This is a genomic window from Pseudarthrobacter sp. SORGH_AS 212, from assembly GCF_030818145.1.
In the GTDB taxonomy this organism is placed as follows: Bacteria; Actinomycetota; Actinomycetes; order Actinomycetales; family Micrococcaceae; genus Arthrobacter.
The window spans coordinates 819,526-844,587 of sequence record NZ_JAUTAA010000001.1 but is presented as its reverse complement, the minus strand read 5'-3'; the positions used below and the strand labels follow the sequence as shown (position 1 = coordinate 844,587).

18 protein-coding genes and 2 pseudogenes are annotated in these 25,062 nt (G+C 62.6%); 6 read left to right on the top strand and 14 right to left on the bottom strand.

The features are described from left to right. Window positions 1-226: 226 nt before the first annotated feature. From QE394_RS03725 to dcm, 5 genes are read right to left on the bottom strand one after another with little or no spacing between them, the layout of a single operon-like run. Window positions 227-2,320 carry an AIPR family protein gene (locus tag QE394_RS03725; RefSeq protein WP_349033759.1) on the bottom strand — a complete coding sequence of 698 codons (2,094 nt, stop codon included), beginning with the start codon at window positions 2,318-2,320 and terminating at the stop codon, window positions 227-229. After that, a complete protein-coding gene (locus tag QE394_RS03720) occupies window positions 2,317-3,300 on the bottom strand; it encodes a PD-(D/E)XK motif protein (RefSeq protein WP_349033758.1) in 984 nt (327 codons plus the stop codon). The genes QE394_RS03725 and QE394_RS03720 overlap by 4 nt, the downstream gene beginning before the upstream one ends. Then, complete coding sequence (locus QE394_RS03715) at window positions 3,300-6,113, bottom strand: Z1 domain-containing protein (RefSeq protein ID WP_349033757.1); 2,814 nt, start codon at window positions 6,111-6,113, stop codon at window positions 3,300-3,302. Before QE394_RS03715 ends, QE394_RS03720 begins: the two co-directional genes overlap by 1 nt. Beyond that, the gene (locus QE394_RS03710; RefSeq protein ID WP_349033756.1) at window positions 6,100-7,557 is read right to left on the bottom strand and encodes an ATP-binding protein; all 1,458 of its coding nucleotides are present in this window, start codon (window positions 7,555-7,557) and stop codon (window positions 6,100-6,102) included. Before QE394_RS03710 ends, QE394_RS03715 begins: the two co-directional genes overlap by 14 nt. Window positions 7,558-7,589: 32 nt before the next feature. Continuing rightward, window positions 7,590-8,750, bottom strand: coding sequence for a DNA (cytosine-5-)-methyltransferase (gene dcm, locus QE394_RS03705; protein ID WP_349033755.1), 1,161 nt, complete (start codon window positions 8,748-8,750; stop codon window positions 7,590-7,592). A gap of 769 nt (window positions 8,751-9,519) precedes the next feature. On the opposite strand from dcm, the pseudogene QE394_RS03700 reads away from it, so the two are divergent. After that, window positions 9,520-9,679, top strand: a pseudogene (locus QE394_RS03700) (transposase); the annotation flags it as partial. Window positions 9,680-9,788: 109 nt separating this feature from the next. Here QE394_RS03700 and QE394_RS03695 read toward each other — a convergent pair. From QE394_RS03695 to QE394_RS03685, 3 genes are all read right to left on the bottom strand, one after another. After that, window positions 9,789-11,501 carry a hypothetical protein gene (locus QE394_RS03695; RefSeq protein ID WP_349033754.1) on the bottom strand — a complete coding sequence of 571 codons (1,713 nt, stop codon included), beginning with the start codon at window positions 11,499-11,501 and terminating at the stop codon, window positions 9,789-9,791. Between the two features lie 592 nt (window positions 11,502-12,093). Beyond that, window positions 12,094-12,591, bottom strand: a complete 498-nt coding sequence (locus QE394_RS03690) for a GNAT family N-acetyltransferase (protein WP_349033753.1) — start codon at window positions 12,589-12,591, stop codon at window positions 12,094-12,096. Beyond that, a complete protein-coding gene (locus tag QE394_RS03685; RefSeq protein ID WP_349033752.1) occupies window positions 12,585-13,451 on the bottom strand; it encodes a ribokinase in 867 nt (288 codons plus the stop codon). The genes QE394_RS03690 and QE394_RS03685 overlap by 7 nt, the downstream gene beginning before the upstream one ends. A 141-nt stretch (window positions 13,452-13,592) precedes the next feature. Here QE394_RS03685 and QE394_RS03680 point away from each other — a divergent pair. Both QE394_RS03680 and QE394_RS03675 read left to right on the top strand, forming a co-directional pair. Then, a pseudogene (locus QE394_RS03680) lies at window positions 13,593-15,040 on the top strand (MFS transporter). Between the two features lie 26 nt (window positions 15,041-15,066). Beyond that, window positions 15,067-16,080: a nucleoside hydrolase gene (locus tag QE394_RS03675; RefSeq protein WP_349033751.1), complete on the top strand. Its 1,014-nt coding sequence runs from the start codon at window positions 15,067-15,069 to the stop codon at window positions 16,078-16,080. Window positions 16,081-16,095: 15 nt separating this feature from the next. Here QE394_RS03675 and QE394_RS03670 read toward each other — a convergent pair whose 3' ends face one another. Beyond that, the gene (locus tag QE394_RS03670) at window positions 16,096-16,842 is read right to left on the bottom strand and encodes a haloacid dehalogenase type II (RefSeq protein ID WP_349033750.1); all 747 of its coding nucleotides are present in this window, start codon (window positions 16,840-16,842) and stop codon (window positions 16,096-16,098) included. A gap of 42 nt (window positions 16,843-16,884) precedes the next feature. Between QE394_RS03670 and QE394_RS03665 the strand changes: the two genes are divergently transcribed. Next, window positions 16,885-17,505, top strand: a complete 621-nt coding sequence (locus QE394_RS03665; RefSeq protein WP_349033749.1) for a flavin reductase family protein — start codon at window positions 16,885-16,887, stop codon at window positions 17,503-17,505. A 101-nt stretch (window positions 17,506-17,606) separates the two neighbouring features. On the opposite strand, the gene QE394_RS03660 is transcribed toward QE394_RS03665, so the two are convergent. Next, complete coding sequence (locus tag QE394_RS03660) at window positions 17,607-18,986, bottom strand: SLC13 family permease (RefSeq protein ID WP_349033748.1); 1,380 nt, start codon at window positions 18,984-18,986, stop codon at window positions 17,607-17,609. Window positions 18,987-18,998: 12 nt separating this feature from the next. Next, a complete protein-coding gene (locus QE394_RS03655) occupies window positions 18,999-19,817 on the bottom strand; it encodes an Asp/Glu racemase (protein WP_349033747.1) in 819 nt (272 codons plus the stop codon). Window positions 19,818-19,988: 171 nt separating this feature from the next. Between QE394_RS03655 and QE394_RS03650 the strand changes: the two genes are divergently transcribed. Continuing rightward, window positions 19,989-20,789: an IclR family transcriptional regulator gene (locus tag QE394_RS03650; RefSeq protein ID WP_349033746.1), complete on the top strand. Its 801-nt coding sequence runs from the start codon at window positions 19,989-19,991 to the stop codon at window positions 20,787-20,789. Window positions 20,790-20,927: 138 nt separating this feature from the next. Here the strand turns inward: QE394_RS03650 and QE394_RS03645 are convergent, their stop codons facing one another. Beyond that, window positions 20,928-22,166 (bottom strand): aromatic acid/H+ symport family MFS transporter, encoded by a 1,239-nt coding sequence (locus tag QE394_RS03645; RefSeq protein WP_349033745.1) that lies wholly within the window; start codon window positions 22,164-22,166, stop codon window positions 20,928-20,930. Window positions 22,167-22,372: 206 nt separating this feature from the next. Then, window positions 22,373-23,155 carry a GntR family transcriptional regulator gene (locus QE394_RS03640; RefSeq protein ID WP_349033744.1) on the bottom strand — a complete coding sequence of 261 codons (783 nt, stop codon included), beginning with the start codon at window positions 23,153-23,155 and terminating at the stop codon, window positions 22,373-22,375. Window positions 23,156-23,294: 139 nt separating this feature from the next. Between QE394_RS03640 and QE394_RS03635 the strand changes: the two genes are divergently transcribed. Then, entirely contained in the window at window positions 23,295-24,140 is an 846-nt protein-coding gene (locus QE394_RS03635) for a class I SAM-dependent methyltransferase (RefSeq protein WP_349033743.1), read from the top strand. Window positions 24,141-24,379: 239 nt separating this feature from the next. Here QE394_RS03635 and QE394_RS03630 read toward each other — a convergent pair whose 3' ends face one another. Next, window positions 24,380-25,042 (bottom strand): TetR/AcrR family transcriptional regulator, encoded by a 663-nt coding sequence (locus QE394_RS03630; protein ID WP_349033742.1) that lies wholly within the window; start codon window positions 25,040-25,042, stop codon window positions 24,380-24,382. Between the last annotated feature and the right edge of the window lie 20 nt (window positions 25,043-25,062).

The following is a 25,062-nucleotide window of genomic DNA, read 5'->3' as shown; positions in this document are numbered from 1 at the left end:
TGGCGCAGATGTCGTACGAGGACCTTCTCGAACTTTTGAAAGCCCTTGCTCGTCAACTTAGCCGTGATGGGCGTTACGACGTGCTGGTTGGGTGCTTAGCTCCAGGTCAGGAGGCCGCGTCCCATCCATGGAGGACAGGTCTGCCCGGTTGAGGTCATCTGTGGGCTGGTTGAGAATCATGCGGGTTGGCGCAGAAAGAACGCCCTGTCGAGAAGAAATACTACGGCTAATAACTGTCGCGCCCGATGATTCCGCTATCGGCCATTCGACCCAGTAGTCGCAGGAGAACGGCTGCTTGACGGTCAGACGGGACCTTACCCTGCCGGACGCCGAACATCTGCACGAGGTCCTTTTCGGTAGGGGATATGGGGACTTGCGCGCGGTAGACCATTTCCCACACCTGCGGTGTGACTGCAAGGATACGCTTGACCACCTCGAAGCCAGTGTCCAGTGCGCGTTGCTTGCGGTCGTCGGCGGCTTGTCCCCCTGCCTCCTCCGCGGTGACGAGGTCGTTCTTTATGCCACTTTCGAGTCGGACGCCGACCTTCGTGAATCCGTCCCAGCACGCCTGCTGTTTCGCCCACTGGGTAACGTTTGCCTGGGGACGATTTTGTTCGGTTAGGTGCTGCTGCGCTGCGTTCGCGATCTCGATGAGCGCCGCAAGTGTCGAGCCACTAATCGCCTGGCATTGCCACACTCGACCGAAGTCGAAGGTGGCACCGCCGAAACGGGCCTCAATTTCAAGGGCGAAACGAGAGATTGCATACGCCACTATATTCGCAAGGTAGCCTGGAGCCGCCTTGTACCAATCCTGCTTGAGTACATGGGAGCGTAACGTCTCGTACACGATGGCCTTGCCGATGCCGCTACGGAAGTAGCCGTCTCCGTAAGCGTCGGCACCCTTGCCAGCGTCCTTGGTCCACTGCGTATCCACCTTCGTCGCAAAGTCGGCGAATACGGACTGGGCACCCTTGCTGACAAGATCAGGATGCTGACTCCAGCAGTAATCGTACTTAGCCCAGTCAGTCTTAGTGATGCGTTGTGACTTCGGATACTCCAATTCGAATTTCGCCTGCTCAGCGGCGGATCCACGCGCAGTACGATCGTTCTCCCATTGCCCCCTCGCGCGCTCATAGAACCACCCAGTCTGGTACTGGTGACCCTCTTTCGCCGGTGCTTTGAGACGTCGGCTGATTTGTTCCATGCGAATGTGAAACTCGTGCGTGGAGAAAAGGTCCGCTCCGCTTATCCTGTTTTGGCTGTTCGCGTACTTGGCGACCGCCTGAACCACCGTTGCCGAGTCGGACTCGCTAACCGTTACGAGTTTCATCTGGATGGAAACATCGTCGATGACGTCGTCGCCCTTGCTGTTGCGCAGGAAGTGTGCAATGGAAGCCGTTGTTTGGCCGCCGTTCACGATCTGCCAGCGGTCGAGGCTACGAATCGTAGTCCCTTCGGGCGAGCGACCGAGTTCAACCTCAGTCGCTGTGGTTGTCAGCCCGTTGTTGTAGGCCAGGAACCGTGCCGGCTCCTGAGCCAGGGTGCTCTGGATGCCGCGATTCACCTGGCCCCTTGCGCTCAAGAAAGTCCGGACGTTCGATTCGAGGAGTAGGCTGCCGTATTCGTCAAATACGTCCGCGAGGATCTTGGCTGGGATGACGGCTAGGTAGGTCCGTGTAGTCTCGTCGTTACTGGGGGCGACCAGACAAGGAAGACCATCGGACAGCCACTTCGTGAAGTCGACGCGGATGTCCTCGCTGCCGCGCTCGGGAAGAGTAGCGTCGACGATTCGCCGCCGATCCCAGATCTCGTAGGTAGCCTTCAGACCAGCAACAGTGCCACTCTCGACCGTGCGAATGCGGCCGCTCATCAGGCCATCGGTGATGAGGATGACCCGGATCCTGGCGATCTTGCCGCCTCTGATCTGCTTCGAGAAGTAATCGGCGTACTCCCATTCGCGCGACGACATCTCCAAGTGCGTTGTCAGCCAGCCGTCGACAGCCGCCTCGATGTACCCGGTGGCGCGTCCGATGGCGTCCTTGGCATCGGACATAGTGAGCGTCGCGTCCCTGCCGAAGTACCGTCCGGCAAGAATAACCAGTGACTGCTCGAGCGGACTCTCTCCGTACCCAAGCAGCTCGAGACGCTTCCTTCGCGGTCCGTTACAGCGAAGTGGCTCGACATTGAGATCCGCTACGGCTTCCGCATCTTCAAGCCTTCGGGCGAACACCGCGGCGAACGCCTCAATCTCGAAGGCACCGTCCCCAGCCACGGCCTCGACCTTGATCTCGTTGCGTAGGTCATCGACTTCGATACTCACGTCAATTCCATCTCGCTGAGCAGTTCGCTGAACGGTGCCGCGAAGGGGGTCAGCCTCAGTAGTTCGAGGGAGTAGTGGAGGTCGATGATTCCGGCGGGAAGGGAAGGGATGTCGAGGTGCGGAAATCCCTGCTGCACTGCAAACCGCCGCCATTCGCCTGGCAGAAAACGGTACTTGTCGTACCACTCGTCGGAGAGGTCTAGAGCGAGAGCTTCCAATGCTGCATCCCATTTGTCTGCGGCACCCGGGCCGGCAGCCGCGACGATTTCGCCGGTTTCGTGCACATACGCACGGAACGGGATCGCCACGGTGGAGCCTTCCGGGGCGTCTTCGACTGGCAGCACAAGGAGATCGAGCGGTTGCTCTGAGGGTACGAGTTGCCTCGGGGACGACACTCGTATTGTTCCGGGCGGCTGGTGAGTCGACTTCACCTCGATTCCGCGTCCATTAGCGAACGTAAAGTCGTGCACACCTAGTCCCGCCTTCGCCCAAGGTCCCCGCCAGGCCGTGACGGCATCCTCGACGCTCATGCCGGCGGCGATGATCGTGCGCATAAACAGGAGTTCTGCAAAGGTGCCGCGTACTAGGGCTTCAGAGAGGCGACCGCGGCGTTGACCGACGAAGCGCCGATATTCCTCGATCGAGCGGATCAGAAGCTCGGTGCCCTCGTCGATCGACGTCGACACGGCGACTCGTCCTAGGACGTACTCGACCAGTTTCAAGAACAGGGGTGGTAGGCCCCGGTCATTGGCAGTGATTTGGACATAGTCGTTGTTCCCGCTCCGCGTCGTCTTCACCGAGAATCCCTGCCCGTCGCTGACGACCTGGGCTGGGGTGAGTGAGACACGGGCGAATAGGGCTGCACGGCCATTGTCATTTACGGCGGCGAACATGAAGGGTGCCTGGAGGATGACTATCATCCGCCCACTCTCGGCGGCGAGCACCTGCTCGAACAGCGGCTCCACGAGCGAAGCGTTCATCAGGTCTCGTCCTCGTCGACTTCGTCGTCACCCTCATCTTCGACGAAACCATTGTAGGCGCGCCAGTAGACCTGATTGACTTGGTAGGTCTTCGATTCGCGAGTTGCGTCCTCGATTTGCTCCTGAGTCATCTTCGGGAATGCAATCGCCACCGCGATGCGCGTTAAACCTGTTTCGACCTGTGTGAGATCCGAGGTGTCCTTATGAGGAGCCGGATCAGCCGCGGTGACGGCATAGATCATCAGGATCGGGTGATCGATCGAAAAGAGTGTGCGTGCCTGCGATGACATTAGCCTGCCGTCCGCAGTGAAACGCGGCTCTGCTTCCATCGCCTCGCGCTCCGACGTGAGGAGCGACCCGATTAGGTCGCCCGCGGAGGAAACTCGCCGGCGGTCGAGACGAATGTGTCCGTCAAGGCGGCTACGTCCCATCTTATTTCGGACGCTCATGAAAACTTTGAAATCCTCGCCGAACCAGTGAGGCTGCCCTTTGCCACTGCTCACCAATACGACACTCCAGCGGTCACTTCCCGGTGCAATTTTGAATGCATCCGTGATTGGCAGAGTCCCATCGGCGCCTCGACCGAAAGTCTGGCTGCGGCGGTCGCCCTGGAAGGTTCGGAAAAAGTCCTGCACAGCGTCGAGGGGAACGTTCTGCCATGAGTCGAACTCGTCGCTCGTCTTCACCGATGTGGCAGGGCCGAGCCGTGCGATCAGCGTCTCTACGGCTGCCTGATTTGCCTCCTCCACTTCAGCTTCGCCCGTCAGATCGTAAGATTCCGCAAGTTTGTTCTGCCAGACGGTTGGTCCGATCTCGATGACCTGGGTGTCACGCCCCTTGTTCGCTGCGACGATATCGACGCTGTCGGGATGTACGAGGACCCGCAAACCGAATTGCCTCGGAGTGAGCCCGCGGGCTTTCATGTCGAGGAGCGTTTCCCGCAGTTCGTCGGTGACTTGTGCCGAATGCGTGAAGTCCGCGCGCGTCGTTTCCGGCATCCAGATGCGCACGAGGTCATCGAAGTGGGGGCGGTAACCGAACCAGCGCCCCATTTGCATGAGTGTGTCCATCGTGCGGGGTTCCCGGACGAAGTAACTCACTTGGAGGCCGTCAAGGGTGAGGCCACGCGAAAGGATGTCGCCGCCGACCACGATCTTCGGTACAAGATCGTCAATTTCCCGCTCGGCAACGGTCATCAGTTTCCGTCGCTTCGCGCGTTCCTTCGCGGTGTCACCGTTGATGAGGTCGACCCGGAATTCCGGAGCGATCTCGACAAGTTTTTCTGCGACGTCATTCCAAACAACGTCGGTCACATTGGCGAATCCCACATCCCACACGTCCTGAATCCTCTTGGCTGCAGCGCTTCTGGCCGCGTTCTGTCGAGCGAACTCGCCGAGGATCATCGCTGCCGTCGCCTCGAGAAACAGTACTGACAGGTCCGCTACTTGGCGTTCCACGCTTTTGAATCGAGATACGTTGATGAGCATCGACGCAGCCCTGACCTTCTGATCGCGGATACGGCGGATGGCGGTCCCGAGAAGGAACTCAATTATCGCGGTCTCCATCGACTCGGGGAGTGCGGAGACGGGGTGATGATTTTTATGCTTGATCGGAATGATTGCGAGACAGTCCTCAACCTCGGTGTTGATCGCTGGATGGCCGTCCTCCGGGAAGTACGTACCGATGCCGCGGTAGGTGCTCGGCGGGAACATAGTCCTGATGTAATCGCTCGGGAACAGGTCGTTGAGTACAGTCCCAGGGCCGTCGGCTACCGGCTCGCCACGCCTCGGCTTCTCGACGAACTCGAATGCTGCCTGGTCGTTGATGAAGATGTTGGCAAATGGCGTGGCCGTAATGGCCAAGTAGGAGCTACGCGTCGAAACATCGAGGAGCGCGCGGATCGCCTTGTTGACGCTCGTCGGGTCTTCCTTATCGCGTGTGTTCGGGCTTCCCCAGTCTGATTCGTCGTCCACGACGATGAGGGGAATGTCCAGCCGCCCACCTGGCGCTTGGCTCTTGATGTACGTCCGGATGTTATTCAGGAGTGAAGGGGTCTTTTTGGTGATAAATACCGTCGGGAGTCCGCCCTCCACCCAGGTAATACTTGAACCGCGCTTCGACTTTGAGAAGTCGTGTCGGACGGTCGTCATCAAGTGGGCGCGGAGCCCGTGAATATCACCGACGCCCACGTTCCGGATGGCGGCATTGCTGATGCCGTCTTCCCATGTTTCCGAATCAATCCCCAACAGGTCGGTATCGAATCTCGTCTGTGTCTGCTGCCGCAAGTCCTCCGTGTGGCCGCCAATGACGACGATCACTTGGTAGCCGTAGTCGAGCGCCTTGTTAAGGACGCCGAGGTAGGTCGCTGTCTTTCCGGACTGCACCTCGCCCATAAGCAGGCCACGTCGGGGCCATGTACCGTCGACCTGCATCGGATCGCCCAGCAACTCGACTACATCGTCGGTCTGCGAGTCGAGCGTATTGATGACATTCGCTTCCCAGTCCCGGTTGACGAGCAACTTTTTGTAGGCGTCCCAACGCAGTGTCTCGACCTCTTCCCGACGCTGCGCTATCCAAGGCCGGAAGGTCGTTGGGTCGACGATTGAGCCGCCCAGGGCCATCTCGACAGCGTTCTCCTGGGTCAACTCCTGAAGGACCTCTGCGATCTCGGTCGCGGTGAGGTCCTCAAACAGCAACGAAGCAAGCCCTCCCGCCTTCGTCTCCAACTCGTCGAATGTCAGCGGACGGACTCTGTTGAACAACTGATCCTTGAGGTACCTCTTGAAATCGGTCTGACGGTCATTCAGCGGCATCGGCGTCCTTCCAGACGAGATCGACAAACGTGTTTAAATCTTCAAGGGTGTTGAACGGCTCCACACCGGCCAGTTGAGTCACAGCAATTTCAGGGTCGGTACTGAGCAGCCCTGACCGTCGAATGTTTCGGAGGCTCGCGATAAGTGCCTCCTGCTCAGGTTTCGGGGTGATCGACGGGACGTTGGCGGCGACCTCGACGTAGGCGTCCATGAGCGGGAAGGTGCTCGCGATGGTCTGCAACAGGCCGACCACTCGTTCGGCGTCATCGGTGTCTAGGCGGGACAGGACTGACTCGACGAGCGGACTTTCGAGGTTCACCTCGTACCCGAAGCCGTCACGGGTCTTCAGCTTCGTCCAGACGTGCGCGACTTCGGTGTTCTCTCGCCTCCCTCGAAAGGCGTGGACTCTGCGCCCCCGGTTGAGGATAGGGTCAATGAGTTGTCGGAGTCGCAACTTGAAAGACTGAGGTGGCTCTGCCCGAGACTTCTTGATGTCGAGTTGCCAGAGCGCGTCCAGTGTACTCGGCACATCGACTTGGACGCGGGTCTGCTTCGACAATTCGTTCATGCGTGCCAGTCCGTACCAGTGACCGTGCGATATAAGCCTGCGGTTCCTGTACACGTAGAACCCCTGCGCCTCCCGCATGCTCTCACCGAGGTCGGACCGTTGCCGTTCTAGGGGCGTGAGACCTGAGGGGTGAGGGAGCGTGAAACCTTCTACACGCACCTCGTCGCCACCAATTTGGAGAGTTTCCGGTGCAGTGCGCTGGGTCTTCGGGTTGTCGGACAGGAACGGGTCAACCGGCCGCAGGGGGATGCCATTAATTGTGATGCTGATCCGATTGCGGCGATCAGCGAGAAACCGATGAAAGACCAGAGCGAGACTGGAACGAACTCCGCCGAGCCGTTCGGCGAGGTAGGGACCTGGCGAGGTTGTATCACCGAGTAGGAGATCCAGTTCGTTCCAAAGTACGAGCGTCCCACTGAGCTGGGCATCCAACTCGGCCCACAAGGGCAGGTCCCAGAGGTCGGTCTCGTCAAGGGGGATGACGAGCCACTGACCCGATGCGCGCACGAAATCGATGTCCCAACGCAACGCGGTGACCATGCCGGCACGCTTAGTGATCAAGGTCAGGCATCGCGCCTGTGACAGCGACGCTGTTTTAAGGCCAAGGCCAAAACGCCCGAGGTCAGAATCCTTGCGGTCTCCGACGGTGCCTGCCAGTCGCAAGGCTTCGCGAGCCTCCCCCCAGGTCATGCCACATCCATCGTCCAGGATCGCGAAGTATGTTCCATCGACAACATCTGCGTCAATTACGATGTGGTGCGCTTTCGCCGTGATGCTGTTGTCGATGAGGTCGGCAACAGAGGCCTCGAGTGAGTAGCCGACAGAACGCATGGATTCGAGCAAGTTGACGCCCGGCTGTAGTATCTCCGGATCCATTCCACTCCTTGGTTCATCGCCACTCGTAGTAGTCACTTCTGTTTTGATTCAAGAACCTTGGTGACTTCGATGTTCGGATCGATCGATGGGTAGGGGATCCCCGCGAATGACTTGAATAGTGCAGTGAAGATCGCCTCGGCGCCTTTGACCGGAACGGCCATCCCAATCTGCTTTCGTACACTGTCTTTGAGGCCTTCGAATACAAAATCGTCTGGGAATGACTGGAGCCGCGCCTTCTCGCGATTGGTCAAAGCCCTGTTGAACATCCAATGATAAATGTGTGATCCACCACCTCCCGCGCCCGTCACCGTGTATGAAGGCTTGTCGGGTTCCAACCGCTTATAGGTGGTGCTGATCGTCGTGCGAGTGTTGATGTGGAGCCGTTTGGGCATGACCTTAAGCGCTCGAGGTGAGAACGCGTGCTCGCCGGGCATTAAATAACTAAGCCTTTCCACTACCTGTTCGGACTGACGTGCGAACTCATGGTTTGGGGTGTTTAGCCCAAGGGGTGGGACGGTGAGGGCCGACTTTGCGGTTACATCAATGGCGTTGTAGATTTCGGGCGAGGGGACTTTGAAGTCCACATCGATGTCATCGCGAATACCAACTATGACGATGCGTTGGCGTCTTTGCGGAACGCCGTATTCGTCGAAGGAATAAAGATGAGGGACGAGGCGGTAGCGCGGACCGTCGTCGGGCGACTGCAGATGTTCGAGTATTTGCTTGAATGCTCTTCCCTCGTTAGCGCCCCGAAGTCCGGACACATTCTCCGCCACGAACCACTTGGGTTGCTTCGAAGCCAGAACACGTACTCCATATGTATAGAGCGGACCGTATTCACCGCGAAGGCCTTTCCACTCGCCAACGAGGCTATAGTCGTTGCACGGGAATCCGAATGCGAAACCATCAATCTCCCCCAGTGCGTCGATATCAAGATTGTGGACGTTTTGGTGGACTACGCCTCCGCCGCCCTTAGGGAGATCTGCCGACGATTGCACGACTTTTGCATCTAGGCCATACTCCGGTACAAGAATGTTCCGTCGGTAGGTCTTGCAGGTGTCGAAATCGTAGTCGTTTGCCCAAGCGTGCTGGAGCTCGACTCCTTCGACGGCCTCAGTAGCGAGCCGTGCACCGAGCGCCATGCCACCAGGGCCACTGAACAGCTCGCCCATGCGGAAGGTCTGGCCAGTCATAGTGTGGTTCCTTGGAATTTGTCAGTCATTTGGATCAGAAGTAGCCTATCAATCGCCGCCAGTCCCGGTGGTTGAACGCGCCACAGTCGCAGCGAGCAAACCCCCAGCGCTCGTCCGGCCATCGCAGTTCGGTCCACTCAATCTAGTGGAGTGGACCGACATTTCAGCAAATCCACAAGTGCGTTGCTCCAAGGAGATCGGAAACGGTCCTGCTGCCGAGATTGCTGGAAGGGTTCGGCGGAAGCCTGTCGTCATTGGCGCGTCAGAGCGACGGAAAGGTGGCGTCAAGCGCTACTTTGAGTTGCTTAGCCATTTCCCGATCGAGTTGCAATGTTTGGCTGACCTTGGGTGCGCTGGCTCTGCTATCCGAACCGAAAGTTGATATTTGAAGGAGCGGACCGGCCGCAGTGATGATGACAGACCATTCCGCATCCACCTCGGTAGGATGGAGCCGGGACGTCATTATTGACCGGGTAAAGGAACGGATTCGAGCCATAAGAAGATAATACATAAATGGCGCCTTGTTCGATGGGTTCGAAGACAAGGCACGAACTACTATTCTCTGGTTTTTACTGGTGCCCGAATTGGTGATGGGTCCGACTTTCTCACCTGTCGTTTATGAGGACTTGAGCATTGACGAAGCGCGGTCTAGATGTCGGAGACGTTGTCACGCGCATGCCGACAGACACTTGGCGCCCAAAATATGGCATTCGCCCCGAAACCACGCCCGTTTTCCAAGCGCGTGTATAGAGGACAATGGAAGGCCGCGATCCTGGCCTACTTCGACACCCGCGGGCGCCTCCAACGGCTCCACAGAAGCAATCAACGGCGTCATCGAAACCACCCGCAGAATCGCCCGCGGCTTCCGCAACTTCACCAACTACAGACTCAGATGCCTACTCGCCGCCGGCGGCCACCGACCCTACTGAATCAAACAGACGAACATGCCTAAATGCGAAGAGTCCGTTTCCAGCGGGTGCCCGGGCTTTCGCAGCAATACCCTTTGTTTTTCCGCTCCAAACGAAACGAACACGACGACTAGAAGAACTTGAAGTCTGGATCTCCCCAGTCTTTATCTCTAATTGAAAGAGCTCTAGTCATGAATTCATCTTCAAAGTTCTTATGACCATCTGCATCGAATAGAGTCACGGTCTTGAGAAAGGCTTCACCCAAGTTTGGATAATGTCTTCTCAATCTGCTATGCACTTCCTTTGCGAGAAAGTAGGCAGAGGTTTCTAAAGCGTGAAGGCGCGCAGTTTGCTCCGGGTATTCGGCAGTACGCTCCTGTACGTCGATGAGCCTCTTGAAGGCCATGTCCCTTCTACTGGTTGTCTTGAGGTGGGAAAATTCCCCCAAGGCTCTTCCAAACTCGTTTAGTCGATTGAGGCTTGCCGCTTCGAGCCATCGATTGGGACTGTTTCTGTTAGCCTCCAACTTTTCCGCCTTAGCTGGTTTGAGGCGGTGGACCCGCGCTCTCGCCGTCTGCTCTAGGAGCCCTCGGACACAGCCTAGAGAAGTATGGCTGTCGTCCAGCCATAGGTTCCATGCTGACTCCAGAGCGGCTGCAGCGGTTCGCATAGCCTGCGCTTCCGGCTTCGGGGACACGCCGGCGACCAGAATCGCCCCCTGTGCGATCGCCCCAAATCTGTATAGGCGGGTCAGGAGATAACCTCGACCTGACTCGGGATCGTAGATCGCTCCTTCGCTGGTGAGAGCCTTAACGGCGAGTTCTACGGATCTTCCGCGACGTTCAAGTAAAGCGGATAGGACATCGCTAAAAGATATTGAAAACTCCTCGTCATCTGCAGCAAAGGAAGCAATATTTGCGCGATATTCTTGACCAATTTTTACTATATCGTTCGCGATTTTTGAAAATACAAAAAGAGGGTCTAGGGGAGCAAATTGCGCTTTGAAAATAGGGCTGGAAGTTGAAGCGTTCAGCACTTCGGCTGGCGGTAACGTGTAGGTCACTCGCATCGGAGAGTGGACATTTTGAACTTTGTTTTCGAGTAGCATAGTGTCGATATTCGCAAAGACTTGCAGAAGTACTGCATGGGCAATTTCCGAAACGCGTTTCGCAAACTTCTTCGTCTCAGCGTCCGAAAAGCTCTTCCCTGTGACAAATAGATCCGCGCGCAGAACGTCCTGGTAGCGGTCTCTACCGTGCAGGCACTCCGACAGCCAGGCCCATTCGTGTCCCATGTTGAGTTTGATCGTAGTTCCAAAAACCTTCCAGACGCGGGTAATATATGCGCTCTCCATTTCACTTTCGTGGGCAGGAATTGAGTGACTCGAAGCAATATTTATTGTCCACCGCTCTAAAAATAGTCGGGTGGTCATCAACGCGCCATATGTCATGCCCGCGGCAATTAGGCGCTGGATCTCCGCAAATTGATCCAAGCCCCACCGGACGTGTGTCGACCACCGATCCGTGTTGGGGCTGTTCTTCATTTCCGGCCAGTCCCCTCCACAGACAGAAAGGGCAAGATCGGCGGCCGGAAAAAGCGCCAGACCCTGCCAGCTAGCTGTGGTAAGGAGGCTGGGTCCCTGATTGATCGCCTTACGTCTTTGAGAAGTCAGAATTGATAGTCGGACGGCAAGGAGTTGGGGATCTCTTGTCATGGCTCGCTCTAGTGCGAACAGGCTGCTAAAGCCTTGAGCCAAGCGACGGCTCTGGTCGAAGCGCTCTTTGTCGTGAAGGTTGCTCGACTTTGTCTTTTTAGGATTTTTGCGCACTCCACTTTTTGGCATTTGCTCTCCAGTTCGATAGGCCTCTGGACAATGCCGGACCGACAATCTAAGTTTACGGACGAGATAATACTAGGTCCGATCCTGAACGCACGTTTCCTGCGCCCTTGAAGTCTGGTTTCAACGGAAACCTCGAGGGCCTGGGTACATGTTGAGGTGGCTGCGGGTTGCGGCTAACCATGCCACTTTTTTCTAGTTGTCGGCTTCGTTTTGTTGGGCGGCTTGTCAACCGTTGCGTCTAGTCTGTTTCTGGATCAGGCCCAAGAACCACAACTCTTACGGAGGATCCTGTATTTTCGGGGACCGCGGCGCCCACCAAAACCCTTCCGGTCTCCCCGGGCTGAAGAATCGGTAGGCTACCAGGGCCAAGTACCACTTCAGGATCCGGCACCAGTTCACCTGCTAAGCCTTTATCGCGATAGCTGACAGTCGGCTTAGACATATGGCCAGCATCAAAGGGTGAGGGACTGTTGTTGCTCACCATGATTCCGAATATGACAGCTCTACCGGGAGTAGTTGCTGGAGAAGCCGGTGTCGACTCTCCACTGCGGGTTTTGTCTCCGAGGACACAAATACGTTGAGATGCCGCAGTGCTTCACAACTTCAGAGTGAACACCCACAGCAGCACGTCCTCCCCCGGCACGTACCAGTCACGCTCAGGCGCGCGGCGGAAGCCCAGCGACTCATACAGGCGGTGCGCTTGTTCCATGAAGGTGGCGCTGGTGATGCTAATGGCCTCGACGCCAGGCAGATGCCGGGCGTGCTTCACGATCTCCCGAACCACGGCCCGGCCGATGCCGCCGCCTTGGTATGCCGGGTCCACGGCAAGCATCCGGAACTCCAGCTCCCCGTCGGCGGCGATCTCGCTGTACAGCAGGCCGGCGAACGTCAGCGTTACCGCCGCCACCACCTTGCCAGCCGCCTCCGCCACCCACACCTGCGCATGCTCAGCCCGGTGCTCCACATCCTCCAGCACACTCATGTACGGATGGTCTGGGGAGAAGTGTCCGGCCCGCAGGTAGGCGTCACGGGTGATGCGCCGGATCTCAGGAAAGTCGGCCGGCACCGCCCGTCTGAAAGCGACATTCACCATGTGCCCACAGGCGCAGTGGTCCGCTCCACGTAGTGGCCCAGCTGTGCCAAATCCGGCTGCGACGACGGATCGCCCACGGCGTCAGCCCCCACGGCATTCGCTACTACCAGCGCCCGCGTGTAGTCCAGCCCGCTGCGCAGCGCCAGGACCAGGGCCGCGCAGAACGCGTCACCGGCCCCGACGGTGTTCGCCACCGTTACCGCGGCCGACGGAGCCTCGGCCACCTTCCGGCCCTGCTCGAACATCGCCGAGCCGTCCCCGCCGTACGTCACCGCCACCAGCTTCGCCTGGGCGAGGGCCGGGATCAGGGCGTACTCGCTCTCATTAACGATCACGAGGTCGCAGCGCTCCAGCAGCTCCGCCGGCAGGTCCATGGCCGGCGCCGCGTTCAGCACGAAATACCCGCTGTGACGCCGGGCAGCCTCCAGCACCACGGGCAGCCCGACCTCCAGCTGGCACAGCACCGTCTCCTCCGGGCCGAACTCCACACCGTCCAGGGACAGGTTCGAGTTGGCGCCCGGGCACACCACGATCTGGTTCTCGCCGTCGGTGTCCACCACGATGAGCGCCGTCCCGGTCGGCTCCGGCAGCACGGCCACATCGGAAGTATCAACGCCGGCGTCCGCCAGCGCCTCCCGCATCCGCTGCCCCTGAGCGTCGCTGCCGACGGCGCCGACCATCCGGGCACTGCCGCCCAGCCGCGCGGCTGCCGCGGCCTGGTTCGCGCCCTTGCCGCCGGGCTGCTCCGACAGCATCGCGCCGCCGATGGTTTCGCCCGCTGTGGGCAGCCGTTCGGCGGTCGCGATCAGGTCCAGGTTGATGCTGCCGACAACGGTGACGGCAGGAAGTCGAGTGCTCATGCGAAGTCCTAACGGGGAGGGGCCGGAAGCGGCCGGATTGAGAAATAGTGTAGACCATGGTTGTACTTGTGCGTCATACATGGTTGTATAACAACTCACATCCCAAGCGCAGGACCCGCCTGCCGAACAAAGGAGTTTGATGTGAACACCCCAACCCCGGCGGCCGCCGCGCCGTCCGCGGAAGCCGCCTCCGCCGTCGTACTTCCCAAAGACCAAGCCACATTCGCCGGCCGCCGAGCCGCCCTGCTCATCTCCACCCTGCTGCTCGGCGTGCTGTCCTTCCAGCTCAACGCCAGCATGGTCACCCCCGCACTGCCGCAGATCGCCGCCGAGTTCGGCCAGGGTGCCGACAGCACCGCCCCCGTCCAGTCCATGTTCTTCCTGGCCGGCGCCATCGCAGGGCCCGTGATCGGCCGGTGGAGCGACTTCATCGGCCGCCGCGCCGCGCCGCCCTGCTCCTGGTCCTCGGCATCATGGGCGCCGGCACCATCCTCTGCATCACCGCCCCCACCCTGCCGCTGCTGGTCACCGGCCGGTTCCTGCAGGGCGTCTCCAGCGCCGTCTTCGCCCTCGCCTACATCGTGCTCAGCGAAAACCTGCACGCCAAGGTCTTCGGCACCTCCGTGGGCATCATCGCCGCCATCAACGGGGGAGTGGGCGGCGTGGACGGCTACGTGGGCGGGCTGATGGCCGAGACCCTCGGCTTCCGGTCCATCTTCGCCGTGGTCCTGGTCCTCACCGCCATCGCCGCCGCCTGCATCATCAAAATCGTCCCGGCCGCGCGGCCGCACGGCGTGCGCGGCGCCATGGACTGGTGGGGCGCCGGCTCCCTCTCGCTGTTCCTGGTGTTCACCACCTACTTCGTCTCCGGCGGCTCGGCCGCCGGCTGGACCGCACCGTCCACGCTGGCCCTGCTGGCCGGCGCCGCCGCGTCCTTCGCCGCCTTCTGGATCATCGAAAAACGCCGCAGCCACCCGCTGATCGCCGTCCACCACCTGCGCTCCCGCCAGGTGTGGCCGGTCATCGCCACCACCGTCCTCACCCTGGCCGGCATCTTCGCCATCATCAACTTCACCGTGGTGCTGCTCAGCCAGGACCCCGACGGCGGCTTCGGGCTCACCGCCTCCATCTCGGCACTGCTGTTCCTCACCCCCGCAGCTTTGATCGGCGTGTTTGCCGCGCCTTTGGCGGGATGGCTGGCCGACCGGCGCGGCTGGATCAAGACCCTCCGGTTCGGCACGGGGCTCAGCCTGGCCTGCGCCATCGCCGCCGCCACCTTCTCCGACAACCAGACGGCGGTGCTGATCGCCGTCGCCGCCCTGGGCATCTTCTACAACGGCTTCTTCCTCACCGCCATCAACGGGCTCTCGGTGCTCCTCTCACCCAAGGAAGCCCCGGCTGCCCTGCCCGGCATCAACGGCGCCTCCTTCGGCATCGGGGCGAGCCTTGGCGTCGTCCTCGTGGCGCCGTTCGCCGCCCAGGCCACCGCCGCCGGGTACGCCACCGCCATCTGGATCTCGGTGGCCATCACCGCCGCCGCGTTCATCGTCAGCCTCTTCGTCGCCGCCCCCAAGGGCGAGACCGTCTAACCCCTTTTTACTGTAGGAGAACCACCATGACCACACCCTCCCCGTTCTACCTGGACTGCGACACCGGCATCGACGACGCCCTCGCCCTGGCCTACCTGCTGGCCTCCCCTTTTGCCTGCGTGAAGGGCATCGGGACGGTCAGCGGCAACGTCAGCGCCGCCGCCGGCGCCCGCAACACCCTGGACCTGTTGGCGCTTGCCGGCTCTTCGCACGTTCCCGTTGCCCTTGGTGCGCACGAGCCCCTTGCCGGTTCCTTCGGCGGCGGGGCGCCGTGGGTGCATGGGGAGAACGGGATCGGCGGGGTAACGCTTACGACGGCGGCTGCTTCCGTTGCGTCCGAGTCCGCGGCCGAGATGCTGGTCCGGTTGGCACGTTTGTACCCGGGCACGTTGAAGGTGCTGGCGATCGGGCCGCTGACCAACATTGCCGAGGCGCTCCGGTTGGAGCCTGCCCTGCCATCGATGGTGGAGTCGGTGACGGTGATGGGCGGGGCCGCCCTGGCCCCGGGGAACATCACCCCGGTGGCCGAGGCCAACATCTTCAACGACCCCGAGGCCGCCGCCCTGGTGCTGGCCGCCGACTGGGACGTAACCCTGGTGCCGCTGGACGTGACCATGGCGTCTGTCCTGGAGGAGACGCACCGGCAGTCGCTGCTGGCATCATCTTCGCCAGTGGCGCAGGCGCTGGGGGAGATGCTCGGCTACTACTTCCGGTTTTACGAGGACATTTACGGCCGGCCCTGCTCCGCCATGCACGATCCTTTGGCGGCGGCGCTCGCGGTGTGTGCTGTTAAGGCGGCTGTTGCGCCCGTGGTGCGCGCCGCCGTCGACACCTCCGACGGGCCCGGCCGCGGGCAGACCATCTGCGACCTGCGGGGGCTGTATGCGGGCTACCCTCCGGTCGCGGGCGCGCGGTGCCGCGTGGTCCTCTCGCTCGAGGAGGACTTCGTCCCACACTTGGTGGAGACGCTGCTTGGCTTCGAGGAGCGTACGATTGCGGCGGTCGAGCCCGGCGAAACCGTGCCTGCGCTCGCCGGCTGAACCTGGGCTCACGGTTCAGGCCCCGAGCAGGTCCGCCAATTCTGTGATGCTTGACGCCTCCAGGTCCCAGTCACCTTCAGGATGCAGGTCCGCCACCTGGCCGGGGCCGTGCTCGGTGGGGCGGGCCACGAACGCCGTGGCCAGCCCGGCCGCCCGGGCCGCCAGCAGGTCGCTGTTGTGGGCAGCCGCGAGCATCACCTCACCGGGCTCCAGGTCCAGGAACTCCGCCGTCCGGAGGTACGCCTCGGGCAGGGGTTTGTAGGTGCCCGTCATGTCAGAACCGATGATCACATCCCACGGCAGGACCGCATTCCTGGCCATGTCCAGCAACAGTGACGTGTTGCCATTGGACAGCGGCCCCACGATGTAGTGGCGCCGAATGGCTGCCAGGCCCTCCACGCTGTCCGGCCACGCCGGCAGCCGGTGCCACGATTTGTTCAACTCCGCCAGGGTCTCGCTGGGTACGTGTTCCGGGTTGATGCCGTGCTGCCGGAGGGCCTCATCGAGGTTTTCGCGGTGCAGGGTGTCCAGCTTGGTGAAGCTGCGTTGTCCGGAGCGGATGGCTTGCATGGCCGGCTGGTAGAGGGACCGCCAGTGGTCGGCGAAGGCTTGCGCGTCAAGGGCAACGTCCTGTGCGGCGGCGAACACCGCCACCTCTCGTGCAACGCCGGTGCGCCAGTCCACCACGGTCCCGAAGGTGTCGAACAGGACGGCGCGCACGGGGAGCCCGGTGGATGGTGAACGGTACGGCTGGAAAATCATGCTCTGTCCTTTCCTGGCTGCTGCGCCGGTTAGTCTGGCAGCATGCGAACTGATTTCAGTCCCACGGCGACGTCCGGCCATGATTTCTACCGACTGCTGACAGCGGTGGTGGTGCCCCGGCCCATCGCGTGGGTTTCGAGCGTTTCTCCGGAGGGCGTTGACAACGTGGCCCCGCACTCCTTTTTCACGGTAGCTTCCACCAACCCGCCCATTGTGCAGTTCACGTCGGTGGGTGAGAAGGATTCGCTCCGCAACATCACGGCTTCCGGGGAATTTGTGGTCAACCTGGCCCCGGCCGCGCTCCTTGAAGAGGTGAATGCCACCGGCACCAACTTCCCGCCGGACACCAGCGAGTTCGACGCCGCCGGCCTCACCCGGGAGCCGAGCCTCACCGTGGCCGCGCCCCGGGTCAAGGAATCACCGGTGGCGCTGGAATGCCGCCTCCATTCCGTGCTGCCGATAGGGGACTCGACTCTGGTGTTCGGCGAAGTAACGCATGCCGCCGTGAGCGATGCCGTGCTGGAGGGGAGCCACCCGCGGATCGACTTGCTGGAGCCGCTGGCCCGGCTGGGGCTGGATGAGTGGGGCACGCTCGGCGACGTCCAGGACCTGACGCGGATCCGGCTGAAGGACTGGCCGGGCCATTTCCGGCCCAAGGCGTAGGGGCGGGCCGCCCTCGGAGTCGGTAGGGGTGCTTGCCGGTAAGGGTAAAGGGAAAGGGACGTCCGGCGGGGACGTCCCTTTTCCTTTTCAACCCTAAACTCTTAGCCGATCCCCAGGTGGACGAACAGGAACCAGACGAGGAGCGGCACAATGCCGATCATCGCGATGGCCCACAGCAGCAGTGCACGGAAGAACATCCGCTCGTCCTTGGGCTGGGCGCTGGCCATCAGCAGGGCGCCGCTGGTGGACATCGGGCTGACATCAACCACGGAGGAGCTGATGGCGATCGCCGTCACCACGCCCACCGGGGTGAGCAGCGGGTCCATGGCGATGGGCTCGATCACGGGGCTGATGACGCCCAGGGTTCCGGTGGTGGAGGCGAACGCTGAAACGATGGCCACCACGTAGCTGGCGATCAGCGCCGCGAGGGAACTGTTGCCCAGGCCTGCGATGCCTTCCTGGAGCTCCTTTAGCGCACCCATCTTTTCCAGCATGCCCACGTAGGTGACGATGCCGGTGACCAGGATGATGGCGGACCACGGCATGCTTTCAACCGCGGGCTTCTGCACGCTGGAGTCCAGGCAGATCAGCACCGCGGCGATGACCAGCGAGGCAACTCCCACGTCGAGTCCCAGGACGGTGGTGAGCACCAGCAGGGAGGCGATGCCCGCCAGCGTGAGGATCCGCATGGGGGTTGCGGCCACCTTCTCTGGACGGGTCCGGGTGCCGGTCGTTACCGAGGCCGGTGCGGTGAGCACGGCCGTTCCGGCCCCGCCGGAACCTGCAACGCCGGGTCCTTCGGTGGCGTCAGCGCCGCCGTCGTTCTTCAGGGCACTGTCACCGCCGTCAGCGTGACGCGCGCCCGCCTTGGCTGCCCGCCGCTTCATGATGGCCTGCACCAGGGTGTAGGCGATCACGGCCAGGATGGCGTTGAAGATGAAGCAGTACGCGTAGAGCCTGAACGAACCGTCCGAGGCGCCGGCGCCGTCCAGCATCTTGTTGCCCAGGACGCCGAACGGGTTGACGGGGGAGAATGCGCCCGCATTGGCACCCTGGACGATGACCAGGCCCATGGCCAGGGTGCTGATACCAAACCGTGCGCCCAGCGCCAGGCCCACCGGGGCAACAATGGCAATGGCAGCCGGCGTGAACGCGCCGGCGGAGGCCAGCGCTGCAGTCAGCAGGAACATCAGGATGGGAACCAGGATCTTCCGATCGCCGGCGAGCCGTTCAGCCCAATAGGCCAGCAGGTCTATGGTGCCGTTGATCCGGACGATGGCGAACAGCAGGGTAGCGCCCACCAGGATGAAGAAGAGCCCTGCGGGGAACTGTGCGATGACGTCCTTGATGGACATGCCGGCCAGGAGGGTGCCGACGCCGAACGCGGCGACGGTGGCGAGCAGCCCGGCGTTGATCTTGGTGAAGGACCCGACGGCGAAGGCCGCCACCAGCACCAGGAACGCGATGAGTGAGAGGGACATGGTGCCAACCGCCTACGCGTTCGACGGCGTGAGGACGCCGGCGCCGGACAGCAGGCTGCCCGCGCCGGTGATGGCGGGCGTGTGGCCGAGCGCCTTGAGGATCTCGTAGGTGGTGGCTGTGGCCGCCGTGATGACGGGGAGTCCCAGCTCGTCTTCCACGGTCTGGACGGCGGCGAGGGAGGGCATCTGGACGCAGGCGGACAGCACGACGGCGTCTGCGCCTTCGCGCTTCAGGCTGCGGGCCAGTGCGGGAAGGTTCTGCGGGTCAAGGCAGCCGACCTCGAGGTTGTCCGCCACTTCGAGGCTGATGGCGTCCAGCACCGTGATGCCCGAGCCCTCGATGTAGTCCACCACCATCTTGGTCAGCGGCTTCATGTAGGGGGTGATCATGGCGACCTTGTGCGCGCCGATGTCGTGCAGGGTGCGGACCAGGGCGCCGGCGCTGCTGGTGACCGGGGCGGGGTGGCCGTTGTCTGTAGCGGCGTCCGCGATGACCTTCTCGGAGCCCTCGTGGGCTTCGGGGCCCTGGGCCATGACGGCCACCAGGCAGGCGTAGGCGATGACGTCCACATCGGCGTCGGACACTGCTTCGGCGCACTGGGCTGCCTTGCCCACCATGGCCAGCAGTTCTTCCGTGGTGACCTTCTTCATGCCGGCGCGGGCGGAGTGGAAGGTGTACTTGTGGCCCGTGGCTTCGGCCTGGCGCCGGAACAGCTCCGGCAGTTCGGTCTCCATGGTGGTGTTGGAGCTGGGGACGATCAGTCCCACGCGGCTCATCCCGGGGCGCTTGGGCTCGGGGGCGGTTTCACAGGTGATTGCGGGGGTGCTCATGGATTCTCCACGTCGTTGTGATGGGGATACATTGGGGGAAACCCATAAAGTGGGTTCTGATCCCATGATGTGGGTCACTCCGGTGGGATGTCAAGTGGATCACGTCCTGAGCCTGCTTCCGGCTCACTATGCTGGAGGCTGCCGGCGGAACATGATTGAAGGGGTTGAGCGGTGGTTAAGGAACCCGGGGCCGGGGCTTCGCCCCTTTTGGTCCTGCATAAGGTGGCGGAGATCCTGGACTGTTTTTCAGTGGCAGAGCCCGAGCCGACGCTGCAGCAGATCATCCGCAAGACGGGGCTGCCGTCCAGCACCTGCCAGCGCCTGGTGCAGAACATGCTCCGTGAAGGATTCCTGGACCGCGACGGCGACAGGTACCGGATCGGCATCGGGCTGGTCCGCTGGGCCACGCCGGGAACGTTCGGGCTGGACGTGGTCCGGCTGGTGAAGCCGGTCCTGCAGCAGCTGCGGGATGACACCGGGGAAACGGCGTGCCTGTATGTCCGGGACGGGGCGTTCCGCACGATCGTTGCGGTGGCCGAGACGCGGCACGTGGTGATGCGGCCGTTCATGGTGGGCATGGTCATGCCGCTGCACGCAGGCGCTCCCGGCAAGGTCTTCCTGGCGTTCGACCCCGGGGCCTGGGATGCCCTGGATGAGCAGGGTCTTCAGGGCTTTACGCCTGACACACCGGTGTCTGTTGAGACGCTCAGGGAACAGGCGGCGGTTGCCCGCCGGCAGGGATATTTCGCAGCTTTCGGGGAACGCCACGAGGATGTGGGTTCCATCAGTGCGCCGGTGTTCGACCACACCGGGCGGCTGGCGTGCGCCGTGGGACTGGGTTTCCCCACCCAGCGGATTGGGCCCGCCGACGTTGAGCGGCTGGGGCCGGTAGTAGCCCAGGCGGGGCTCGAAGCCAGCCGTGCGCTGGGGTACGACAGCAGCCAGGCCGCCGGGATGGACGCCGCAGTGTAGGCATGGCCGTGCGGAGTGGTCGCCGCGGACTTTCTCCGGGCAACGGGGCTAATGTCCGCCAGGGCACTTCAAGCAAGTGCCGGCGTCGTTCTTTCTCTCGAAAGATACGACGCCGGCACTCGCCTTGGCAGCTCAGCTTCAGTTCGCGTGTTCCTCGGCCGTCCGCGTGGCGGCGATAGCGTGCGGGACCGCCACCAGGGCAAGCACCGCGAGGGCGCCGGCTGCTGCGAAGGCGTAGACGCCCCACGGGTAGGCGATGCCTGCTGCCACCAGGCCGCCGGTCACCGCGGGTCCCGCGATGGCGCCGACGCGGCCCACGCCGGCGGCGAAACCGAGGGCGGTTGCGCGCAGCCGGGCCGGGAAGAGCTGGCTGACCCAGGCGTACACGAGCACCTGGGCGCTGAACACGAAGACGCCGGTGACGAAGACGAGGGCGTTGAGCAGGATGGCGTTGTCAACCTTGATGCTTAGCAGGGCAAGGCAGGCCGCGGAGAGTCCGAACCAGAGCAGCACGATGGGTTTGGTGCCGTGCTTGTCCGCCAGGATGCCGGCAATAATGAGGCCCGCGACGGCTCCGAGGTTCAGCACCAGGAGCAGGGACAGGCCCGCGCTGACCGGATACCCGGCGGAGGCCATGAGCTGGGGGAGCCAGGTGTTCAGGCCGTAAACCAGCAGCAGGCCCATGAAGGAGGCGGCGGCGATTGCCGCGGCGACCAATGGGTAGGGCTTTTTCGCCAGGTCCCGGAAGCCGGTCTGCTCCGCCTTTTGGGTGGTCGGTGCGTTCTGGGTGATCTGTGCGGCCGGCAGGGTCTCCGGCAGCTTGAACCACAGGAACGGCGCCAGGGCCAGGCCCGCAACGCCGCCGACGACGAACATGATCCGCCAGTCCGGGATGACCATGATGGCCAGGAACGCAGTTGCCACCGCACCTACGTGGTAGCCGGTCATGGTGCGGGTGGTGGACTTGCCGGCTGTTCCTGCCGGCGCGTAATCGTTCATGTAGGCGAGGGCAACCGGAAGGCAGGCGCCCAATCCGATCCCGGCCAGGAAGCGGAAGACGCCGAACATGGCCACGTTGGGGGCCCACGCCACCGCGAGGGTGAAAAGCGAGAACCAGAGCACGCAGGCGACCATCAGTTTTCTTCTCCCGAAGCGGTCTGACAGCGGAGCGATGAACAGTGCCCCGGCGCCGACGCCTACCAGGGAGATGGTGGCAACCAGGGTTGCCCCAACAGCGTCAAAGCCAAGTTCGCCTGACTTGATAAGTGTGGGAATGACGGTACCGAGCACCACCAGGTCAAAACCGTCCAGGACCATGGCCAGCCAGCAGAGCCAAATGGGCCACCGTGATGCGCGGGAGGAAGGGGAAGTTGTCATGTAATCCTCATCGATTAGAAAGAAGCCGGACCACTGCCGCCGAGAACTGCATCACGTAGATGAGTGACGCACGGCATTTGTTCCGGAGACGAGGATACTCGTTCGGTTCTTATAACGCACTTCCGTTCGAGATGCGAACATGGACCTAGCCGGGAGTGCATCAGTACGGGCCCGGTCGCTCGGGCCCTACCCGTGCAGAAGCGGAATTATGACTGGAACTGCTGCATCACCGAGAGATGCCCCGCCCGCGCCGATACCAGGCACTTGGCCAGGTAGAAAGGCCGGTTGCCGTGCCGGACGTACTGCGTCAGGACCAATACCGGGTCCGACGGTCGAAGGTCCAGCAGCTTAGCGCGGCTGGGGCCTACCTGGCTGAGGCTAATCTGGCACTCGCCGGGACCGGCGAGCCGGCCCAGCTGGTTGTTGAGCGTGGCAAGCAGGGTGGCGCCGCCGTCGTCCTCTATCTCAAGGGGCGCGGCAGCGGTTCTGTCGAAGCTGACCGGCTGGGCCGTGACGTTTTCCTGCAGGTGGGCGATGGCCTCGCCGTCACGGATAAGGACGGATTCCCAGAGCCAGCATTCGGTTCCGGGCTCGACGCCGATGCCGGGGGCCACGAATTCGGAGGCGGCCTGGCGAAGGGCCTGCGTGCGCTTGACCTCGAGCGCCTGCCCGGGCGCGGCGAGGACGTCCTCAAAGGGCCGGATGCGTTCGACGCCGATGCGGGGCAGGGTGTCCGAGACGAAGCGTCCAACGCCGCGGCGGGCCCGGATCAGGCCGTCCTCCTCGAGGAGCATCAGCGCTTCGCGGACCACGGTGCGGCTGACCTTCATGTCCGCGCCGAGCTCGGTCTCGGTGGGGATCATGGAGCCGGGGGTGAGGAGCCCGTTGCGGATGGCCTCGGCGATGCGCGAATACACTGCCACGCGCAGCGGGGAACCGGGCTGGGCGGCCACTGGGTGGGACAGGAACCGGGCGGCGTCCTGGTGCACGTTGGGCCTCGCTCTTGTTGTGGTTGATCCGGGATTCCAGCCTACCGGTGTGACGGGTTTGTTGGACAAGGGGAGTTGCTGACGGGGCGGCCAGACCTGACCCTTCCTTCGTGCTGGAGCGCCGTTGTAGTGTCATGGCGTGATCGTCCCCGATATTTCCCAGAACGCCGTGGCGGTAGCGGATCACTACGACGAACTCGATCCCATCTACCGCAAAGTGTGGGGCGAGCATGTCCATCACGGGCTCTGGGAGACGGGCCGCGAGACACCCGGCGAGGCCGTCGAGGCGCTGGTGGACACGGTCGGGGAGAGGCTGGGCCTTGGAGCCGGCCAGACGTGTGTCGACATTGGCTGCGGCTACGGCTCCACCGCACGGCGCCTCGCCGTCACGCGCGGAGTCCGCGTCACCGGCTTCACGCTTTCGGCTGAGCAGGCCCACTACGCTGCCGGCCATCCCGTGCCGGGCGTGGACATCCAGGTCCGGAATTGGCTCGACAACAGGCTGGCCGGCGCCTCGGCCGACGCCGCCTGGGCGATCGAGTCCAGCGAGCACATGGTGGACAAGCCCAGGTTCTTCGCCGAGGCGCACCGCGTGCTGGCGCCCGGCGGACGCTTTGTCATCTGCGCGTGGCTCGCCGAGACCGGTGCCAGCGGCTGGAAGGTCCGCCACCTGCTCGAGCCGATCTGCCGCGAAGGTCGCCTGCCGTCCCTGGGCACGCGCGAGGAATATGAGGCGATGGCGACGGCGGCTGGCTTCACGGTGACCGGCTACGAGGACGTCAGCCACCGCGTCGCCCGCACGTGGCCAATCTGCGCCGGACGGCTCGTGAAGGCCTTACTCGTCGATCGTGAGATCCGCCGCCTGGCCTTCGGCGCACGCAATCTTTTTGCGCTGAGTATTCCTCGCATGATCCTGGCATACCGCACCGGTGCGATGCGCTACGGGATATTCACGCTGTCGAAGGCGGGGGAGGGTGAGCGGTAGCAAGGAAAACACAGCGGCAGCGGCAGCGACCTAGGGGTGAACGGGTGTGGCCGCGTCATTTCCCAGCACCGTTGTCCACGGGCTGGCAGTCCACGACGTCACGACGCCATAGGTGACATAGGGGTCGGCGGCTGCAAATGCCCTGGCAGCCCCAAGTGGGCCACCTCAACCTGAACCCCTGCGTCCCAAAACTTCTGCACCTGCCCGGGCGGCGCCGTCGTCCGTCCCGCCCGCCTCCTTCAGTCCTCCGGAAGGAGGTTGGCCGCCAGCGTCCGGGCCATGAAGCGCCCGAAGCGCTCCCCGCTCCAGCCTCGCTTGAGGACCAGGGTCTCGTAGAGCGCGGCCGAGGTGCTCATGAAGAAGACATCGGCCACCTCCTCCGCCGTCAGGCCCGGCCGCAGGAATCCCCGTCCGAGCACCTGGCGCGCGTTGTGCAGCATGCGCTGGTACCGCTCGCCGTCCACGTCTCGCAGGAGCGCGGCCATGTCCTGGTCCCCGCTCGCCGCGGCGTCCCGGATGAGGAGGTAGACGGGGGAGCCCAGCGGACTGACCTCTGCGATGAACAGGCCGAACTGCTCCATGAGTTTGCGGGGATCCGTGACCGTGGTCTGCGCGTGGTCCGACCGCTCTTCCGCCGGCGGGCCGTCGGCTCCCAGCAGGCTTTGCTCGTAGATGGCCCGCACCAGCCCGGGCTTTCCACCGAACCCCTTGTACACGGATTCCTTGGAGACGCCGGCCGCGTGGGCGATGGCGGCGATGGTGGTCCGGCCGTAACCGTGGGCCAGAAACAGCTCGCGCGATTGGGCCAGTACCCGCATCCGGGACTCCTCGGCCGCTTCCTGCCGGCGCCGGGCGTTGTAGCTGCGGGGGCGGGGTGGCGCACCGTTGACCGCGGATCCCATCGGGCCTACACTCCTAGTGT

Excerpts from the sequence above, each read along its gene's own strand:
- QE394_RS03720 (WP_349033758.1), bottom strand. The coding sequence starts at position 3,300 with ATGAACGCTTCGCTCGTGGAGCCGCTGTTCGAGCAGGTGCTCGCCGCC.
- QE394_RS03715 (WP_349033757.1), bottom strand. The coding sequence starts at position 6,113 with ATGCCGCTGAATGACCGTCAGACCGATTTCAAGAGGTACCTCAAGGAT.
- QE394_RS03710 (WP_349033756.1), bottom strand. The coding sequence starts at position 7,557 with ATGGATCCGGAGATACTACAGCCGGGCGTCAACTTGCTCGAATCCATG.
- dcm (WP_349033755.1), bottom strand. The coding sequence starts at position 8,750 with ATGACTGGCCAGACCTTCCGCATGGGCGAGCTGTTCAGTGGCCCTGGT.
- QE394_RS03695 (WP_349033754.1), bottom strand. The coding sequence starts at position 11,501 with ATGCCAAAAAGTGGAGTGCGCAAAAATCCTAAAAAGACAAAGTCGAGC.
- QE394_RS03690 (WP_349033753.1), bottom strand. The coding sequence starts at position 12,591 with ATGGTGAATGTCGCTTTCAGACGGGCGGTGCCGGCCGACTTTCCTGAG.
- QE394_RS03685 (WP_349033752.1), bottom strand. The coding sequence starts at position 13,451 with ATGAGCACTCGACTTCCTGCCGTCACCGTTGTCGGCAGCATCAACCTG.
- QE394_RS03675 (WP_349033751.1), top strand. The coding sequence starts at position 15,067 with ATGACCACACCCTCCCCGTTCTACCTGGACTGCGACACCGGCATCGAC.
- QE394_RS03670 (WP_349033750.1), bottom strand. The coding sequence starts at position 16,842 with ATGATTTTCCAGCCGTACCGTTCACCATCCACCGGGCTCCCCGTGCGC.
- QE394_RS03665 (WP_349033749.1), top strand. The coding sequence starts at position 16,885 with ATGCGAACTGATTTCAGTCCCACGGCGACGTCCGGCCATGATTTCTAC.
- QE394_RS03660 (WP_349033748.1), bottom strand. The coding sequence starts at position 18,986 with ATGTCCCTCTCACTCATCGCGTTCCTGGTGCTGGTGGCGGCCTTCGCC.
- QE394_RS03655 (WP_349033747.1), bottom strand. The coding sequence starts at position 19,817 with ATGAGCACCCCCGCAATCACCTGTGAAACCGCCCCCGAGCCCAAGCGC.
- QE394_RS03645 (WP_349033745.1), bottom strand. The coding sequence starts at position 22,166 with ATGACAACTTCCCCTTCCTCCCGCGCATCACGGTGGCCCATTTGGCTC.
- QE394_RS03630 (WP_349033742.1), bottom strand. The coding sequence starts at position 25,042 with ATGGGATCCGCGGTCAACGGTGCGCCACCCCGCCCCCGCAGCTACAAC.